We start from the raw sequence: 17,350 nt of genomic DNA, 5'->3' as shown, positions 1-17,350 counted from the left end.
GGACCGACCTGGAGCTGCCGATGTCCTGCCCCCATCTGCCCGAAGGGTTCGACTTCACCGATCCCGATCTGCTCCAAGCCCGCATTCCACACCCGGAGTTCGCTCGGATGCGGCAGACCGCACCGGTCTGGTGGTGTGCCCAGCCGGCCGGCATCTCCGGTTTCGACGACGAGGGCTACTGGGTCGTCACCCGGCATGCGGACGTCAAGTACGTCTCCACCCACCCCGAACTGTTCTCCTCCAACACCAACACCGCGGTCATCCGCTTCAACGAGTCGATCAGCCGGGACCAGATCGAGGTCCAGAAACTGATCATGCTGAACATGGACCCGCCCGAGCACACCCGGGTCCGCCAGATCGTCCAGCGGGGCTTCACTCCCCGGGCGGTGCGCTCCCTGGAGCAGGCGCTGCGCGGCCGCGCCCGTTCGATCGTCGAGACCGCGCTCGCCTCCGCCGACGAGAACGGATCGTTCGACTTCGTCACCAACATCGCCGTCGAACTGCCGCTCCAGGCCATCGCGGAGCTCATCGGCGTACCGCAGGAGGACCGGTCCAAGCTCTTCGACTGGTCCAACAAGATGGCCGCGTACGACGATCCCGAGTACGCGATCACCGAGGAGGTCGGCACCGAGGCGGCCATGGAGATCGTCTCGTACTCGATGAATCTGGCGGCCGCCCGCAAGGAGTGCCCGGCCCAGGACATCGTCTCCCAGCTGGTCGCCGCGGAGGGCCGGGGGAACCTCAACTCCGACGAGTTCGGCTTCTTCGTGATCCTGCTGGCGGTGGCCGGCAACGAGACCACCCGCAACGCCATCAGTCACGGCATGCACGCCTTCCTCAGCCACCCCGACCAGTGGGAGCTCTACAAGCGCGAGCGCCCGGAGACGACCGCCGAGGAGATCGTCCGCTGGGCGACACCCGTGGTCTCCTTCCAGCGGACCGCCACCCAGGACACCGAACTGGGCGGGCAGCGGATCAGGAAGGGCGACCGGGTCGGGCTGTTCTACTCGTCGGCCAATAACGACCCGGAGGTCTTCGACCGCCCGGAGACCTTCGACATCACCCGCGATCCCAACCCGCACCTGGGATTCGGCGGCGGGGGTCCGCACTTCTGCCTCGGCAAGTCGCTCGCCGTGATGGAGATCAACCTGATCTTCAACGCGATCGCGGACGTGCTGCCCGATCTGCGGCTGGTCGAGGATCCGCGGCGACTGCGTTCGGCGTGGCTCAACGGGATCAAGCAGCTTCAGGTCAGCAGCGCGGGTGCTTCCGGGGCTCCTGGGGCCTCCGGATCCGGGGCCGCTGCCGGGAGCTGACCTTCTGCCGTCCGTGCGCTGACCCGCTGTCGTCCGTGCTCAGCGGCGCGCCTCCCGCCGAACCCCCGCGCGGGAGGCGCACAACGGCGCGAGGATCATGGCGGGCATGCACGCCCTGCTCTCCGCCTTCGCGCCCATCTGGATGCTCACCGCGATCGGATACGTGGTCGGCCGCAGCGGTCTGCTCGGCGCGCAGGCGGAGGCCGTGCTCGGCCGGTTCGTCTTCCATGTGGCCATGCCCGCCGCCCTGTTCACCATGGTCTCCGGGGCGCGGCTGAACACCTTCGCCAACTCCTCGATGGTGGCCTTCGCCGCGGGTACCGCGCTGGTCTGCGGGCTCGGGTTCCTGGTGTCCGGCCGGCTCTTCGGCCGGGGCACGGCGGACCGGGCGATCGGCAGCATGGCGTCGGGCTACGTCAACTCCGCCAATCTCGGCATCCCGGTGGCGGTCCAGGTGCTCGGTGACGCGTCGTTCGTCGCCCAGATCATCCTGTTCCAGGTCCTGTTGGTCTCCCCGGTGATCCTCGCGCTGCTGGACTCGGGGACGGGCACGGGGACCGTGACGGGGGCGGGGGCGGGGACAAAGCCCGTCTCCGGGAGGGCCGTCGTGTTCCGGCGGATGCTGACCATGCCGGTCCGCAATCCCATCATCATGGCCTCGTTGCTCGGGGTGGCTGTCTCCGCGCTCGGACTGCGGCTGCCGCACGCGCTCGCCCACTCCTGCGATCTGCTCGGCGCAGCCGCCGTACCGACGGCGCTGATCACGCTGGGGCTGTCCCTGAACGCCCGCCCGGCCGCCTCCGATTCGCCGGAGCTCCCGCGGAGGACGGCCCGTCCGGTGCGCGCCGAGGTCGTCGTGGCGGTGGCGCTCAAGACGCTGGTCCAGCCCCTGATCGCGCTGGCCGTCGGCGGCCCGCTGCTGCATCTGCCGGAGCACCAACTGCTCGCCGTGGTGCTCTGCTCGGCGCTGCCGACCGCTCAGAATGCCTTCATCTACGCCCAGCAGTACGGCCTGGACACCCGGGTGGCCCGCAATGCGGTGGTGGCCTCGACGGTGGTCTCCATGGCCACGCTCTCCGTTGCCACCTGGGCCCTGGGAACGACCGGCTCCTGAGCCGTTCGAGTGGCGGACCCGGGCCGATGGGCGGATGCTGGTCAGGCGGCGATCCACGCCGAAGGGGTGCCAGGACGATGTGTTCGTCCCGGCACCCCTTCGGCCCCTTCGCGGCCTTCCCGGGCCTTTCGCCGCCTTCCCGGACCTTTCGCGAGCCCGTGGGTCAGTGCCGCTTGCTCCCCACCACGTCGTCCGTCGCGTCGCCCGTGGCTTCGTCCGTCGACCTCGGAACGGGCACCGGAACCGACCGCTCCAGGTCGTCCCGCGGCTTCGCCGCCGCCGGTACGGTCCCCGGCCGCAGCGCCCGCGGCCCCGCCAGCACGTACGCGAGCCCGAAGCCGAGCACGACCACGGCCGCCCCGCCCACCGCGTCCAGCACCCAGTGATTGGCGGTGGCGACGATCGCGGAGACCGTGAACAGCGGGTGCAGCAGCCCCAGCACCTTCATCCACGTCTTCGGGGCCAGCATGACGACGACCACACCGCACCAGAGCGACCAGCCGAAGTGCAGCGAAGGCATCGCCGCGTACTGGTTGGTCATCGCGGTCAGGCTCCCGTAGTCCGGCTTCGCGAAGTCCTGGACGCCGTGGACCGTGTCGATGAAGCCGAGCCCCGGCATCAGACGCGGCGGGGCCAGCGGGTAGAGCCAGAAACCGACCAGCGCGAACAGCGTGGCGAAACCGATGGTGCTGCGGGCCCAGCGGTAGTCGGCGGGGCGTCGTACGTAGAGCACACCGAGGATCGTCAGCGGCACGATGAAGTGGAACGTCGTGTAGTAGTGGTCGAAGAAGCCCCGCAGCCGGCCGACGTTCACGACCGCGTGGTTGGCCCAGTGCTCGATGTCGATGTGCAGCCACTGCTCGATGGAGTGGATCTGGCGGCCGTGCCGCTCGGCGGTGGCGCGGCCGGCCGTCGCCGCCAGCCTGACATGGGCGTACGCGGAGTACACGACCCTGATCAGGAGCAGTTCCAGCAGCAGGTTGGGCCGGCTCAGCACCCGCCGCCAGAACGGCAGCAGCGGGATACGGCTCCAGCGGGCCGGGACCGGGGCGGCGTGGTCCGTGGGGATCGGGTGCTGCCAGTACTCCGAGGTGCGCGGCAGGAACGGCACGGCGCAGGCGGCGGCGAGCGCGACGATCAGCAGCACGTTGTCGCGCACGGGGAAGAGGACCGCCATGTTCGGCAGCAGCATCGTCCCCGGCAGCGTGATGACCAGGACCACGGCCACGGGCCAGACCGGCCGGTCGGAGGCCCGCCTCCCGACCCGGCCGACCACGGCGAGCAGCACCCACAGCAGCTGGTGCTGCCAGGCCGTCGGCGAGACGGCGACGGCGACGCAGCCGGTCACCGCGACGGCGAGGAGCAACTGCCCGTCGGCCGCGTACCGGGCGGCGCGGCGCAGCCCGAGGAAGCAGACGGCGGCCGCCAGCACCACGAACAGCGCGATCTCCAGCGGTCCGGCGAGCCCGGCCCGGAGCAGCGCGCCGTGCAGGGACTGGTTGGCGAGGCTGTCCGCGTTGCCGCCGAGCCCGGTGCCCGCGACATGGTGTACCCAGTACGTCCACGAGTCGCCCGGCATCGCCGCCCAGGCCGACGCCGTGCAGGCGGCGAACGCGGCGCCGCCGGTCAGCGCGGCCCGTCGGCGTCCGGTCAGCCACAGCAGTACGGCGAAGAGCAGCACGGTCGGCTGGAGCGCGGCCGCCAAGCCGATCAGGACACCCGAGGCGCGTTCTCCGCGTGCCGCGAAACAGCCCAGCAGCACCAGCAGGACCGGCAGGATGCTGGTCTGCCCCAGGTGCAGCGCGTTGCGGACCGGCAGCGAGAGCATCAGCAGGCTGATCGCGACGGGCGCGGCCAGCAGCGCGGTGCGGCGGGACACCGGTCCGGGCAGCGCACGGGCGGCGACGATGCCCAGCGCGGCGACGAGCAGCAGCGTGCCGAAGGTCCAGGCGACGCCCAGGCTCTGTTCCGCCATGCGGGTCAGCGGTTTCAGCACCAGCCCGGCGAACGGGGTGCCGGTGAAACGGTCGCTGTCGTACAGCGACCCCGTCACATGCAGGACGCCGTTCTCGCCGATCCAGGTCTCCAGATCGGTGAGCCGTTCCCCCGGCGGCTGCCGCAGCACCACCGCCATCTGCCGTACGGCCAGGGCGGCCACGACCAGCCAGAGCAGGGCACGGGCGGCCCCGGTCCTCGCCCCCGTCGCCGTGTCTCCGCGCACACTGTGTTCCGCGTTCGCCACGCTGCGCCGACCCTCCCGCCGTTCCGGTGCCCGTCCCTCGATCCGGGCATGCTTCTGAAACCATCGCATTACGCAACGAGATAGACCCAATCCACCCCATCGCCGCCCGATCGCCATCCCGCTTTTCATCCGAAAAGATGCTCAGCCGGACATTCGCCTCCCCTGGAGCCCCGGCTACCTGTCCGAACCGTGAACCGGAACCGGATTCACGGGCCGTACGTCCTCACCCGTGTTGTCGATCACGCTGTCGTTCACGGGGGAGTCGGACGAAACATGCGGTGCACAGGGGTGAAGCGGAGTGCGCGGGGAGTCCGGGGCGAGGGGCGCGGGTGGTTGGCGCGCGCCCTGTCGCTGCTGCTGATGCTGGTGTCGCTGCAAGTGGGGTCGCTGATCAGCCCGGCGTACGCCTGCGGCTGCGGGGCGATGGTCCCGAGCAAGGACTCCCAGGTCGCGGTCGGCCGGGAGACCTCGGTGGTGGACTGGGACGGCCGGACCGAGCAGATCGTCATGCGCCTCACGGTGCGCGGGAACGCCCCCGAGGCGGCCTGGATCATGCCGGTGCCGCACCGTGCGAGCGTGGAGCTCGGTGATTCCGGCCTCTTCTCCGAACTGTCCGTCCTCACCGCACCGGAACATGTGACCAGGCATTACTTCTGGCCCCGCTCCCACGACTGGCCGTTCTCCGGCTCCGGCAATGCCGGGGACGGCGCCGCGGCTCCGGCGGCCGGGGCACCGTCCGTCGAGGTGGTCGGCCGGGAGCGGCTCGGCCCCTTCGATGTGGCGCGGCTGGCCGCGACCGACCCCGAGGCGCTCCAGCAGTGGCTGGAGGACAACGGCTTCGACCTGCCCGACCGGCTGGCGACCGCGCTGAAGCCCTACGTCGACCAGAAGTGGGAGTACGTCGCGATCCGCCTCGCCCCGCAGGAGAGCGGCACTCCGCTGACCGGCACCCTCGACCCGCTGCGGCTGCGCTTCGCCAGCGACCGGCTGGTCTACCCGATGCGGCTGTCGAAGCTCGCCTCGACACCGCAGCAGCTCGGCCTGTACGTCCTCGCCCCGCACCGGATGGAGCCGCGCGGCTCGATCGGCGGCGATGCGCCGGAGGTGACGTACGCGGGCAGGATCGATCCCCGGTCGGCGGTGGGCGAGACGAGGGCGCTCCGGGAGCTGACGGGTGAGAAGCCGGTGTTCCTCACCGCGATCGAGCAGTCCTTCCCGCACCCGGAGCGGATCGACGGCGATCACCAGCTGCGCGCGTCCGCCGCCGACACCCCGTACCGGACCAAGGTGTACGAGAACCAGCTGCTGACCCTGGGCGGCATTCCCGTCTGGGTGCTGTCGCTGCTCGCGGCCGTGCTGGTGGCGGCCGCCACGGTGCTGCTGGTCCTGCGGGCCCGGCGACGGGGTGCGCTGCCGCCTCCCGTACCGGTGGGTTGAGCGTCGGGGATCCGAACACTTGCGTACGGGGTGAGGGGCGGCGCCGGCCGGCGCCCGCGCACGGGTGATGGCCGGCGCCCGTCAAACCGTTGGCCCCTTTGATCGTGTCCGGGTCAGAATGACCGGCATGACCTGGATGCTGGCCCCCGAACCGTTCGACTCCCCCGACGCCTCGCGGCTGCGCCGCGACTACTACGACGAGGTCGCCAGCCGCTACTGGGGACGGCCCGCCACCGCCGAGGAGATCGACGAGGGGCTCACCGACGACGGGGCCGACCGGCTCGTCCCGCCCACCGGTGAGTTCGTCGTCGGCCGCTTCGACGGGAAACCCGCGGCCTGCGCCGGACTGCTGGTGGTGGACGCGGACACCGCGGAGGTGACCCGGGTCTTCGTACGTCCCGAACACCGCGGCACGGGCGGCGGCGGACTGCTCCTGGCGGCCGTCGAGAACGCCGCCCGCGCCTTCGGCATACGCACGCTCCGGCTCGACACCCGCAACGACCTGGTCGAGGCGCGGGGGCTGTACGCCAAGCACGGCTACCGGGAGGTCCCGGCGTTCCACCGGCGGCAGTTCGCGGAGCACTGGTTCGCGAAGGAGCTGAGCGCGGAGCCGAGCACGGAGACGAGTGCGGAGACGAGTGCGGAGCCGTACGGCTCGTAGGGGTGTGGGTGCGGGGTTGTGGGTGCGGGGTGCGCGGGCTCAGGCCGCGTGGTCCCGCTTCGGTTCGGGGCTGTGCGGCCGTTCCTTGCTCGACCCGTTCGTCTCCGCGGTCAGCTCCTCCACGAGCCTGACCAGATCGGTCGGACGGTCCGGCCCCCACCAGTCGCCCAGCAGCTCGGCCATGGAAGCCTCGCGGGCCTCCGCGAGCTTCACCACCGCTTCCGAGCCGGCCTCGCTGAGCACCAGTTGCACGCCCTCGCGCCGGACCAGCCCGCGTTCCTCAAGCTGCCGGGCCGCCTCGCTGATCACCCGCAGCGGCACCGGGACGATGTCGGCGAGCCGGCCCGGTTCGACCGTGCCGTGCCGTCTGATCCGCAGCAGCATCCAGCTCGCCGCGGGCAGCAGGTCGTAGCCCGCCCGCTCGGTGATCTTCACGTAGACCTCGCGGCGCCCCGCACGCGTGGCGAGCACCGAGAGTGCGCGGGCGCACTCGTCGTACGAGGACCGTTCCACCGGGTTCGACGCCAGCGTCTCGGTGGGCTCCGGAGCGGTCACCGAGCCACGCAGTTTGTCCTCCTTGAGGAACCAGGCGAAGACGAAGGCGACGAGCACGACGGGAGCCGCGTACAGGAACACGTCCGTGATCGACGTCGCGTACGCGTGCAGCACCGCCGGCCGCAACGCGGGCGGCAGTTGCCCGATGGCGCGCGGGTCGGAGGCCAGCCCGTCCACACCGGCACCGGGGGGCAGCGGGTGGCCGGCGAGTGCGGCGGCCAGCTTGTCGGTGAGCCGGTTGGTGAAGATCGTGCCGAAGACCGCGACGCCGAACGAGGCGCCGATGGAGCGGAAGAAGGTGGCGCCGGAGGTGGCGACGCCGAGATCCTCGTACGTGACGGCGTTCTGCACGACCAGCACCAGGACCTGCATCACCAGGCCGAGCCCCGCGCCGAAGACGAAGAAGTAGCTGCTCATCGCCCAGGTGCTGCTGGTCTCCGTGAGCCGGTGCAGCAGCAGGAGTCCGATCGCGGTGAGGCCGGTGCCGGCGATCGGGAAGACCTTCCAGCGGCCGGTGCGGCTGACGATCTGCCCGGACGCGGTCGAGGTGATGAGCAGGCCCAGCACCATCGGGAGCATGTGCACACCGGACATCGTCGGCGAGATGCCGTGCACCACCTGGAGGAAGGTCGGCAGGTAGGTCATCGCGCCGAACATCGCGAAGCCGACGACGAAGCTGATGACGGCGACGAGGGTGAAGGTCCTGATCCGGAAGAGTTTCAGCGGGATGACGGGTTCGGCGGCCCGGCGCTCCACCTGCACGAAGGCGATCAGCAACAGGACGCTCAGCACGGCGAGACCGATGATCTGTGCCGAGCCCCAGGCCCAGGTGGTGCCGCCGAGCGAGGCGACGAGAACCATGCAGGTGGCGACGGAGGCGATGAGGAAGGTGCCGAGGTAGTCGATGGTGTGCTTGGTGGCGCGGACCGGAATGTGCAGCACGGCGGCGATCACCAGAAGCGCCACGACGCCGATCGGCAGGTTGATGTAGAAGACCCACCGCCAGCTGAGGTGCTCGGTGAACAGCCCGCCGAGCAGCGGCCCGAGGACGCTCGTCGCACCGAAGACCGCACCGAACAGGCCCTGGTACTTGCCTCGTTCGCGCGGCGCGACGATGTCGCCGACGATCGCCATGGAGAGCACCATGAGCCCGCCGCCGCCGAGGCCCTGAAGGGCCCTGAAGCCGATGAGCTGCGGCATGTTCTGGGCGATGCCGCAGAACGCCGAGCCGATGAGGAAGATGACGATGGCGGCCTGGAAGAGCTTCTTGCGGCCGTACTGGTCGCCGAGCTTGCCCCAGAGCGGGGTCGCGGCGGTCGACGCCAGCAGATAGGCCGTGACCACCCAGGAGAGATGCTCCAGTCCGCCGAGGTCGCTGACGATGGTCGGCAGTGCGGTGGAGACGATGGTCTGATCGAGTGCGGCCAGGAGCATGCCGAGAAGCAGTGCGCCGATGGCCACGAGAACCGACCGCGTGGAACGCTCTTCGCCGGGGGCCGGGGTCGGGGCCGGGGGGCTCAGGGGCTGGGCCATGGACATCTCCTCGGGTCCGCTACACCCCTATCCTGGCCTTTTCGTGCCGTTATGGCCTGCTGAGTCACCGTTACGGAAGCGGGGGCCACACCTCCGGTCGGGGGCCGCTCATCGGCATGAGGGGCACCCTTCGACATGGGGGCCGCGCTTCGGTGCGGGGGCCGCGCTTCGGCATGGGAGCCGCCCTTCGGTGCGGCATTCGGTACGGCGTTGGGCATTCCGGCAGCGAGCTGCATAATCGCAGGGCATTCAAGGGGAGGGGCCCACAATGACCGGACATATATGCCCGGAGTGCGGTATGGACAGCAGACCCGGCGCCGGAGGAGGACCCGGAGCCGGGTGCGCGTGTGCGCGCCGGGCGGCCGAGAGGGTGGAGATGGCGGCCGCCGAGGACTTCGATCCGTTGCGGATACGTCCGTACGTGACGCTGGGGGGCGACGCGACCCCGGCCGACACCGACGCCGACGCCGACGGTGCCATGCAGGAACAGGGACCGCACCGCACCCAGGAGGACGCGGCCACGACGATGCCGCTCTTCCTCGGCCCGGCGACGACGGGCCCGCTGCCGGACGCCACCGGTCCCGCCGGTCAGACCCGTCCTGTTGATTCTGTCGCTCCGACCCGTCCCGTTGATTCCATCGGTCCGACCCGCCCCTCCGGGGCACTCGGTGAGGAACCCGACGCGTCCCGCCGTCGCCGCCCCTTCGTGGCAGTCGCCGTGGGAGCGGCCCTGGCCGCCGTGGTGGGCACGGCGGCATTCGCGACCGGACTGCTCGGCGGAGGCGACGACGGGGACACGGGCCGACGACAGGCCCTGCCCGGCACGGCGGTCGACGTGCCCGGGGCGAGCGTGCCCGCGACGAAACCGGCGCCGGTTTCCGTACCGCCCTCGCCCTCCGCGTCGGCCTCCGCGTCACCGTCCGCGTCGGCCCCCGCCTCGCCCTCGGCGAGCGCCTCGCCGTCCGCCTCCGCGTCCACCGCCTCCTCACCGCCGACCTCCGTCACGCCCTCGCACACCACGAGCAGCCCGTCGTCGTCCACACCGCCCGCCTCCCTGGCCGGCCCCGCCCTGCGCCCCGGCGACCAGGGACCCGCGGTGGCCGAGCTGCAACGCCGCCTGGAGGAGATCTGGCTCTACCACGGGCGCGACGACGGCGACTACTCGAACCAGGTCGAGCACGCGGTGAGCGTCTACCAGTCGTACAAGGCCATCGAGGGCGACCCGCCGGGGGTGTACGGCCCCGAAACCCGCCGCGCGCTGGAGGCCGAGACGACGGGCCGGTGACCGGCCCGGCTGCCGAAACCGCAGGAATTGGCTTTCTCGGACAGCTTTTTGTATCGTGATGGAACAAAGTAGCCTCCGCCCGCCACCCCCTGACCGGCGGGCGAGGCTGCTTGTTCTCTCACCCGCGTCTTGTTCTCTTTCCCGCGTCGTCGCTTCCCGGCGCCGTCACTCCCCCGTGTTCTGGAGCCCGCCCATGCCGGCCACCGTCCTCACCGCCCGCGCCCTTCTCTTGGACATGGACGGCACCCTGGTGAACTCCGATGCCGTCGTGGAGCGCTGCTGGCGGCGCTGGGCGCTGCGCGAGGGGCTGGACCCGGAGGCCGCGCTCAAGGTCGTCCATGGACGGCAGGGGTACGCCACCATGGCGGTGCTCCTCCCGGACCGCCCGATGGAGCAGAACTACGCGGACAACCGGGTCATGCTCGCGGAGGAGACCGCCGACACCGAGGGCGTCGTGCCGATCGGCGGCGCGCCCGCCTTCATGGACGCGATCACCGCACTGCCGCACGCCCTGGTCACCTCGGCGGACGAGGCGCTGGCCCGGGCCCGGATGACCGCGTCGGGCCTGCGGATGCCCGCCGTCCGCGTCACCGCCGAGAGCGTCGGCGCCAGCAAGCCGGACCCCGAGGGCTTCCTCAAGGGCGCGGCCGAACTGGGCTTCGACCCGGCGGACTGCATCGTCTTCGAGGACTCGGAGGCGGGCATCGCGGCCGGCCGGGCGGCGGGTATGCGTGTCGTGGGCGTCGGCCCGCGCGCCGGGGCACTCTCCCCCGACGCACACGTCGAGGACCTGACGCAGATCCGCGTGGAAGCGGCCCCGGACGGCTCGATCCGACTGCACATCAGCGCGCGATAGCCCGCACACGGCGGTCCGGTACACGCACAACACCCGCGCAACGCCCGCACCAGGCAGCCCCCCGTCCACCCAGGGCCTGCGTCACACCCGGTGCAGCCGCCCCCGCGCCACCAGTTCGAGCACCGTCGTGACGGCCACCGCCTGCACGGCCATCAGGGCTACCAGTACGAACAACTGCACGGCACCCGCCTGTACCGGTGAGGCGCCGCCCAGCAGCATGCCCACGAAGGCCCCCGGCAGGGTCACGAGCCCCACCGTCCGGGTCTGATCCAGCCCCGGCAGCAACGCGTCCGACGCCGCCGGCCGGGCGATCTCCAGCCGCGCGTCACGGTCGAGCAGCCCGAGCGCCATCCCCGCCTCCACCTCCCCGCGCCGGGTCGTCAGCTCGTCCAGCGCCCGCCTTCCGCCGAGCACGGTCGCGGTCAGCGCACCGCCGATGAGGATGCCGGTCACCGGGATCAGCGCGATGCCCCGGACCGGCACGAGCCCGGTGAGCAGCAACAGGGCGACCACCGGAACGACTCCCGCCGCGATCGGCAACGCCGCCCACCACCAGGTGTGATTGCGGGTGATCCGGCGCCCCGCGGTCCGTACCGCCACGGCGTACATCAGCGCCACGAACCCGAGCAGCGGCGGCAGCGAACGCACCACCCAGCCGATGAGCAGGGAAACCGCGGCGAGTTGGACCGCGGCCCGCAGCCCGGCCAGCAGAATCTCGCGGGCCCGGCCGAGCGAGGCCAGAGCGGCGACCGTGGCCGCCGCGGCGAGCAGCAGGGCGAGTACGACGCCGAGCGTGATGTTGACCGGTAGCAGCACGCCGCAACCCTACGACCGCCCCGTCCCGATCCGAACCGCACCGGACCGTCCCGAACCGCACCGCGCCGCGCCGCACCGACCCGGCCGGACCGCACCGCACCGCACCGCACCGTCCCGGCCGGACCGCACCGGACTGTCCCGATCCGCGCCGCACCGCACCGACCCACGACCCGAACCGCACCACCCACACGAATCGTCCTTCGACGCCGCCGAATTGTCGCCGCGTCAGCCTGTACGCCCGCGCAGATGCGGACGTACGCCCCCATGCTCCAGTCCTGTTGGTCAGAACCCTTGATGTGACGTGACCATGTCGCCACTCTGTTACCTGGTGCCCACCCCACGGAAACCTGGCACCGCCACGATGGCCGGGCCCCACGGGTCACCCGTCCAAGGTCCCCCCACATCAAGGGAGTTCGCATGTCTGGTGTCTACGCGCGTCGCATCGCCGTCGTCGCCGCATCCGCCGCCTTCGCCGCAACCACCGGTCTGCTCACCGCCCCCACCGCGCAGGCAGCCATGCCCACCCCGGTCTCCGCCTCGACCGCCCGCACCTACCTGAGCGAACTGACCGTCTCGGCCGAGGGTTCGTCGGACGGCTACAGCCGCGACAAGTTCCCGCACTGGATCACCCAGTCGGGCGCCTGCAACACCCGCGAGGTCGTGCTGGAGCGTGACGGCACGAACGTGGAGCAGGACTCCAGCTGCGCCGCCGTCAGCGGCAGTTGGTACTCGGAGTACGACGGTGCCACCTGGACCGCCGCCTCCGATCTGGACATCGACCACATGGTCCCGCTCGCCGAGGCCTGGCGGTCGGGCGCCAGCAGCTGGACGACCGCCCAGCGGCAGGCGTACGCCAACGACCTGACGCGTCCGCAGCTCATCGCGGTCACGGACAACGTCAACCAGGCCAAGGGCGACAAGGACCCGGCCAAGTGGATGCCCTCGCGCGCCGCCTACAAGTGCACGTACGCGCGCGCCTGGGTGCACGTGAAGCACTACTACGACCTGACCGTCGACTCGGCCGAGAAGAGCGCGCTGCAGTCCATCCTGAACGGCTGCTGAGCCGGCCGTCCGGACAACTGCCGGGCAAGCCCGACCGTTCCTCCCCGGTCGTTCGTCCCATATGGGTACGGAGCCGTGCAGACCGCACGGCTCCGTACCCATGTGCGCACCCTTTCCGTCCCGCCCGCCCCGGCGCGTTTTCGGCCGAGTACGGCCGAGTGCGACTGATCACGGCCGGCACCCGCACCCCCCGGGAGCCCGCCGGGCAGCGACAGTCGGCGCTCGGCACCCAGCGGGCCTGCCGGACCCACGAGAACCCCCTCACCACCCCGCCCCGCACGGAGCCGTGACACCTCACCGCCCCGGCTCGCGCCACCACTGGTCCACAAATCGCCGACGGAGCGTACGGGGCCGTTTCCCCGCCGGACACTCCGGCGACGGTCCATGTGCTGTCGGGCGATGCGCCCCTTACATACGCGACGGAGCCGCGCGCCCCGCCCCGGCGCCGGACGGCACCCCGGAAATCACATCCGGCAGCTGACCTGCCCCGCCCGCACACAGTTCACCCCCCGGACCACCCGCAGTCGGCCTCCGCCCCGCCCAGAGCCACCCGGAGCCGCGCAGGACGGCGGACCGGCGGACCGCTCGCGCGGCGACGGCCGGACGGACGCGTCACCGGCCAATTGGTACAGGCCAGACGGACCGCGCTCCGGCGACCCACCCACACCTCCGACCCCGCATGGCCGGAAAGCTGCGCCGCCATTGGTTCAGGCCAAGCCGGCGAGGACAGGTTCGCAGTTGGAGGCGGTGCCGAACCGAGGCCTGACCGAGAAGCACGGGGCGACTTTCAGCCAGTCGACATAATGTTGAACTTGCAAGCATTGGTGAGGTTTCCCTAATCTGAGGCACCCGATCGGTTCACGTCCCCACCAGACCGAAGGAGCCCTCCCCCCATGCACGCACGCTTGAACCAGGCTCAGCCCTACGCACTCGGCCTCTTCCGGATCGTCATCGGCCTGTTCTTCACCTGCCACGGCGCCGCCTCGCTCTTCGGTGTCCTCGGCGGCATGAACGGCGGATCCATACCCGCCGGCACCTGGCCCGGCTGGTACGCGGCGGTGATCCAGTTCGTCGGCGGCATCCTGGTGACGGCCGGGCTCGGCACCCGTGTCGCCGCCCTGATCTGCTCCGGCTCCATGGCGTACGCGTACTTCAAGGTCCACCAGCCCGAGGCGCTGTTCCCGCTGCAGAACGGCGGTGAGCCCTCGGCCGTCTTCTGCTGGGCGTTCCTGCTGCTGGTCTTCACCGGACCCGGCGCACTGGCCCTGGACCGGCTGTTCGGCCGGGGCGGCACGGAGCACGACAAGGACCGCGCGTCCGAGCAGGCACCGCCCGTCACGGTCTGATCCGCAGGACCGTTCCTCACGTACATCCGGACGTACTCACGGACGTACATCCGGGGGTACAGCAGGGCGCACATCCGGGGGTACATCCGGGGGTGCATCGGGCCTGCGCCCGGAACCGAAGCTTCCCATTTCCGGGTGTACGTGAGGTTCCCAACATCGTCCGTATTTGTCGATCACCGGATGAACGTCAGGCGTACGCTGTACAGCTGACCCTGCCGCTCCTGCCGCTCCCCTGCGACGTCGCGGCGTTGTTCCGAATCGGGGAGTAGTAGGTGCTTGAGAGTGTGGGCGCACTGACCGGCAGCCCATGGATCTACGTCGTGGTCGCGCTTTCGGTGCTCCTGGACGTCTTTCTGCCTCTGCTGCCCAGCGGGGTCCTGGTGATCACCGCCGCCACGGCCGCCGCCGCCGGTTCGACGACCGTCGCGGGCGCGGGCGCCGCCCAGCAGGTGACCGAGGTCCCCTCGCTCCTCGCCCTGATGCTCTGTGCGGCCACCGCCTCGGTGCTCGGCGACCTTGTCGCGTACCGGCTGGCCTGGCGGGGCGGGGAGCGCCTGGACCGGGCCATCGCCCGCTCCCGCCGCCTCACCTCAGCGCAGGAGCGCCTCGGCGCCGCCCTCGCCCGGGGCGGCGGCATCCTCGTCATAATCGCCCGCTTCGCCCCGGCCGGACGCTCGGTGGTCTCCCTGGGCGCGGGCGCCGCGCACCGCAAGGTCAAGGAATTCCTGCCCTGGTCGGCCCTGGCGGGCGTGGCATGGGCCGGTTACAGCGTGGGCCTCGGCTACTTCGGCGGCCAGTGGCTCGGCGCGACATGGGTGGGCACGGCGGTCTCGGTCCTCGCCCTGTTCGTGGCGGGCGCCCTGGCCGCCTGTCTGATGCGCCGCCCGGCGGCGGAAGCGGCCGCCGCGGCAGCGGCGACCGCCACGGCCACTACGGCGTCCTGACCGCACCCCGGACCTCCAGACCGTCCAGCAGTCTGACGGTCGCCTCGGTGATCTCGTCGACGGCCCGGTCGAAGACCTCCTGATTGTGCGCGGCCGGAGCGCGGAAGCCGGACACCTTGCGTACGAACTGCAGGGCGGCGGCCCGGATCTCCTCCTCGGTGGCCTCTTCGGGGATGGCTGGCGGGCGAAGGGTCTTGATGCTGCGGCACATGACTCAAGTGTGAACCGCACCACTGACAATCGCCCTCCCCTCCCCTCCTCTCCCCTCCCCGGCCTACGCTCCCCTCACCGGACCCGTTCGACGGCCGGGAGTCCGTACGTACCGTCGAGGATCCCTGCCCCCGGCGCGCAGAGCCGGAGCACGAGCCGGAAGTCCCCGTCGGGCGCGGGCAGCCAGTTCACCGCCGCCACCGGGTCGTCCGGCCGCTCCCGCTGAACCCGGACCGTCAGCGAACCGTCCTCCGCGTACGCCGGGACGCGCCCCGCCAGGCTCTCGCCGATCCGCGAACCGGCCACGTCGTACCCGGCCCCGTCGTACGCAGCCCCGTCGTACGCAGCCATGTCGTACGCGGCCAGGGACCAGCCCGCTTCGGCCGGCGGCCGGCCCTCGAAACGCAGCACGTAGGAGTGGGCCCCGTTCAACCGCCCGCCCCCGGCGTCACACAGTGCGCGGGCGTACACCGCCTCGTAACCGTGGACACCCCACAACGCGCTCCGCGCCGCCACCGCCCTGGTCAGGTAGGACGCCTCCCGGTCGGCGATCCGCCACTCCGGGGAGTCGATGGTCCCGACGCCGTGGTGGTCGAGGTTGTAGTCGAAGAGATGCGGCTGCATCACCCACCCCGCGCGCACCGCATCGGCCCGGTCCGCCTCCTCCACCCGTGCCCCGCCCCGCGCCGCCCCTTCGGTCAGTGCGCGCACAAGAACGGGATCGGCACGGACGTAGGGCGATGCCCCTTCCTCCAGCAGCCCCAGCGGCTGGAACCGGTCCTGGTACGCCCGGTCGGGCGCGGACGGCGGGAAGTCGGCCATCCACACCCTGAGCTGCTCGAAGAACCGCAGCGGCTCCGGTACGTCGGGGTCCGGCGCGGGCAGCCCCGTGCGGTGCGTACCCGGTTCGACGTACGTGACGGTCAACTGCTCCTGGAACGCACGGACCCGCTCCGCCCCGCCGTCGCAGTCACTGCGCCCGACGACGGTGACGACGGAGGTGGGCGCGTCGATGACCCCGAGCACCCCGTCGGGCACGCGGCCCGCCCAGCCCGGAGGCACGACGAGCCAGTCACCGGCCCGAGTACTGGTGGGGCAGTGGCGGCCGACGTACGCGAAGTTGTCGGTCCAGACATCGACGAACTGCAGCACGCGATACGCACTGTCCTGGCCGGGGACGTGGAGCAGGACCGGTCCACCGGAGAGGTCGAGATGAGCGACGGACCGGACGGTGTCGTCGCCGACGGACACGAAGGGTGTGTCGGGAGGCACCGGCCGGTCCGCGTGCGCGAAGTGGTTGAACGGGGTGGGCGGCAGCGGACCGTAGCCCGTGTACATGGCGCCCTCGACCACCGAAAGGTCACGGACCAGCGGATATCCGTAGACATACGCCTCGGCGGCAAGAGCGACGAGATCCACCGCTGCCTCCTCCCGGCCTCGCGCCTCCCTCAGATGACCGCCTTCGAGCGCTCCGTGCACAGGGCCCAGATCACGAACACGTCGATGGCGATGGAGATGACCGCCCAGATCGGCTGGTACGGCAGCCAGGTGAAGTTGACGATCACGTTGATGGCGGCCAGCACCACACCCGCGGCACGAGCCCATTCGATCCCCTTGAGGATGCCCCAGCCGACGACGGCGAGCACGATGCCGAGAACGAGGTGGATCCACCCCCAGGAGGTCACGTCGAACATGAACGTGTAGTTCCTGACGTGCGCGTAGACATCGTCGGAGGCGATGCCGGAGATGCCCTTGATCACTCCGAGAACACCGTCGACGAGCAGCAGAACACCGGCAAAAATGATTCCGCTGGCCGCCCAGGGATTGAGATCCCCCTGGCCGGCGGAACCGGCGGTACCGGGCGTGGGCGCTGTGTGAGCCATCGGAACTCCTTGGCCGGATCGGGACTGTGGGACAGAACCGACCCTGCGCGCCGCCCACCCACGGAACCACTCGGACGCGCCCATCCGGGT

The 17,350-nt window shown here is 71.2% G+C and carries 16 protein-coding genes; 10 read left to right on the top strand and 6 right to left on the bottom strand.

Features of this window, described 5'->3' with window-relative positions:
• The first annotated feature begins 20 nt into the window (after positions 1-20).
• On the top strand, positions 21-1,316 hold the full coding sequence (locus EES42_RS10685; protein WP_124717888.1) for a cytochrome P450: 1,296 nt from the start codon (positions 21-23) through the stop codon (positions 1,314-1,316).
• Positions 1,317-1,422: 106 nt separating this feature from the next.
• Positions 1,423-2,430: an AEC family transporter gene (locus EES42_RS10680; RefSeq protein ID WP_241196351.1), complete on the top strand. Its 1,008-nt coding sequence runs from the start codon at positions 1,423-1,425 to the stop codon at positions 2,428-2,430.
• Positions 2,431-2,593: 163 nt separating this feature from the next.
• Here the strand turns inward: EES42_RS10680 and EES42_RS10675 are convergent, their stop codons facing one another.
• Positions 2,594-4,603, bottom strand: coding sequence for a bifunctional glycosyltransferase 87/phosphatase PAP2 family protein (locus EES42_RS10675; RefSeq protein ID WP_124718495.1), 2,010 nt, complete (start codon positions 4,601-4,603; stop codon positions 2,594-2,596).
• Between the two features lie 429 nt (positions 4,604-5,032).
• Between EES42_RS10675 and EES42_RS10670 the strand changes: the two genes are divergently transcribed.
• On the top strand, positions 5,033-6,109 hold the full coding sequence (locus EES42_RS10670; protein WP_124718494.1) for a DUF2330 domain-containing protein: 1,077 nt from the start codon (positions 5,033-5,035) through the stop codon (positions 6,107-6,109).
• Positions 6,110-6,236: 127 nt separating this feature from the next.
• A complete protein-coding gene (locus EES42_RS10665; protein ID WP_124717886.1) occupies positions 6,237-6,770 on the top strand; it encodes a GNAT family N-acetyltransferase in 534 nt (177 codons plus the stop codon).
• A gap of 39 nt (positions 6,771-6,809) precedes the next feature.
• Here the strand turns inward: EES42_RS10665 and EES42_RS10660 are convergent, their stop codons facing one another.
• Positions 6,810-8,858, bottom strand: a complete 2,049-nt coding sequence (locus tag EES42_RS10660) for an MFS transporter (protein ID WP_124717885.1) — start codon at positions 8,856-8,858, stop codon at positions 6,810-6,812.
• A 298-nt stretch (positions 8,859-9,156) separates the two neighbouring features.
• Between EES42_RS10660 and EES42_RS10655 the strand changes: the two genes are divergently transcribed.
• Together EES42_RS10655 and EES42_RS10650 are read left to right on the top strand one after the other, a co-directional pair.
• Complete coding sequence (locus tag EES42_RS10655; protein ID WP_241196350.1) at positions 9,157-10,143, top strand: peptidoglycan-binding domain-containing protein; 987 nt, start codon at positions 9,157-9,159, stop codon at positions 10,141-10,143.
• A 193-nt stretch (positions 10,144-10,336) separates the two neighbouring features.
• Positions 10,337-10,999 carry an HAD-IA family hydrolase gene (locus tag EES42_RS10650; protein WP_124717883.1) on the top strand — a complete coding sequence of 221 codons (663 nt, stop codon included), beginning with the start codon at positions 10,337-10,339 and terminating at the stop codon, positions 10,997-10,999.
• 81 nt (positions 11,000-11,080) lie between these two features.
• Here EES42_RS10650 and EES42_RS10645 read toward each other — a convergent pair whose 3' ends face one another.
• A complete protein-coding gene (locus EES42_RS10645) occupies positions 11,081-11,815 on the bottom strand; it encodes an ABC transporter permease (RefSeq protein ID WP_124717882.1) in 735 nt (244 codons plus the stop codon).
• Between the two features lie 417 nt (positions 11,816-12,232).
• Between EES42_RS10645 and EES42_RS10640 the strand changes: the two genes are divergently transcribed.
• From EES42_RS10640 to EES42_RS10630, 4 genes are all read left to right on the top strand, one after another.
• Positions 12,233-12,877 (top strand): HNH endonuclease family protein, encoded by a 645-nt coding sequence (locus EES42_RS10640; protein WP_124717881.1) that lies wholly within the window; start codon positions 12,233-12,235, stop codon positions 12,875-12,877.
• Positions 12,878-13,035: 158 nt separating this feature from the next.
• Positions 13,036-13,167 (top strand): hypothetical protein, encoded by a 132-nt coding sequence (locus EES42_RS47260; protein WP_266494085.1) that lies wholly within the window; start codon positions 13,036-13,038, stop codon positions 13,165-13,167.
• A 603-nt stretch (positions 13,168-13,770) separates the two neighbouring features.
• A complete protein-coding gene (locus EES42_RS10635) occupies positions 13,771-14,223 on the top strand; it encodes a DoxX family protein (RefSeq protein ID WP_124717880.1) in 453 nt (150 codons plus the stop codon).
• Positions 14,224-14,495: 272 nt separating this feature from the next.
• On the top strand, positions 14,496-15,167 hold the full coding sequence (locus EES42_RS10630) for a DedA family protein (protein WP_124717879.1): 672 nt from the start codon (positions 14,496-14,498) through the stop codon (positions 15,165-15,167).
• Here EES42_RS10630 and EES42_RS10625 read toward each other — a convergent pair.
• The 3 genes from EES42_RS10625 to EES42_RS10615 all read right to left on the bottom strand — a co-directional run bounded on the left by EES42_RS10625 (position 15,154) and on the right by EES42_RS10615 (position 17,260).
• A complete protein-coding gene (locus EES42_RS10625; protein ID WP_124717878.1) occupies positions 15,154-15,378 on the bottom strand; it encodes a DUF2277 domain-containing protein in 225 nt (74 codons plus the stop codon). The genes EES42_RS10630 and EES42_RS10625 overlap by 14 nt on opposite strands.
• Positions 15,379-15,452: 74 nt before the next feature.
• A complete protein-coding gene (locus tag EES42_RS10620; protein ID WP_241196349.1) occupies positions 15,453-16,796 on the bottom strand; it encodes a DUF1254 domain-containing protein in 1,344 nt (447 codons plus the stop codon).
• Positions 16,797-16,825: 29 nt separating this feature from the next.
• Positions 16,826-17,260, bottom strand: coding sequence for a DUF7144 family membrane protein (locus EES42_RS10615; RefSeq protein WP_124717877.1), 435 nt, complete (start codon positions 17,258-17,260; stop codon positions 16,826-16,828).
• Between the last annotated feature and the right edge of the window lie 90 nt (positions 17,261-17,350).

It is taken from the genome of Streptomyces sp. ADI95-17, from assembly GCF_003846175.1.
GTDB classification, from domain to species: Bacteria; Actinomycetota; Actinomycetes; order Streptomycetales; family Streptomycetaceae; genus Streptomyces; species Streptomyces sanglieri.
This window is presented reverse-complemented; position numbering and strand designations above follow the sequence as displayed.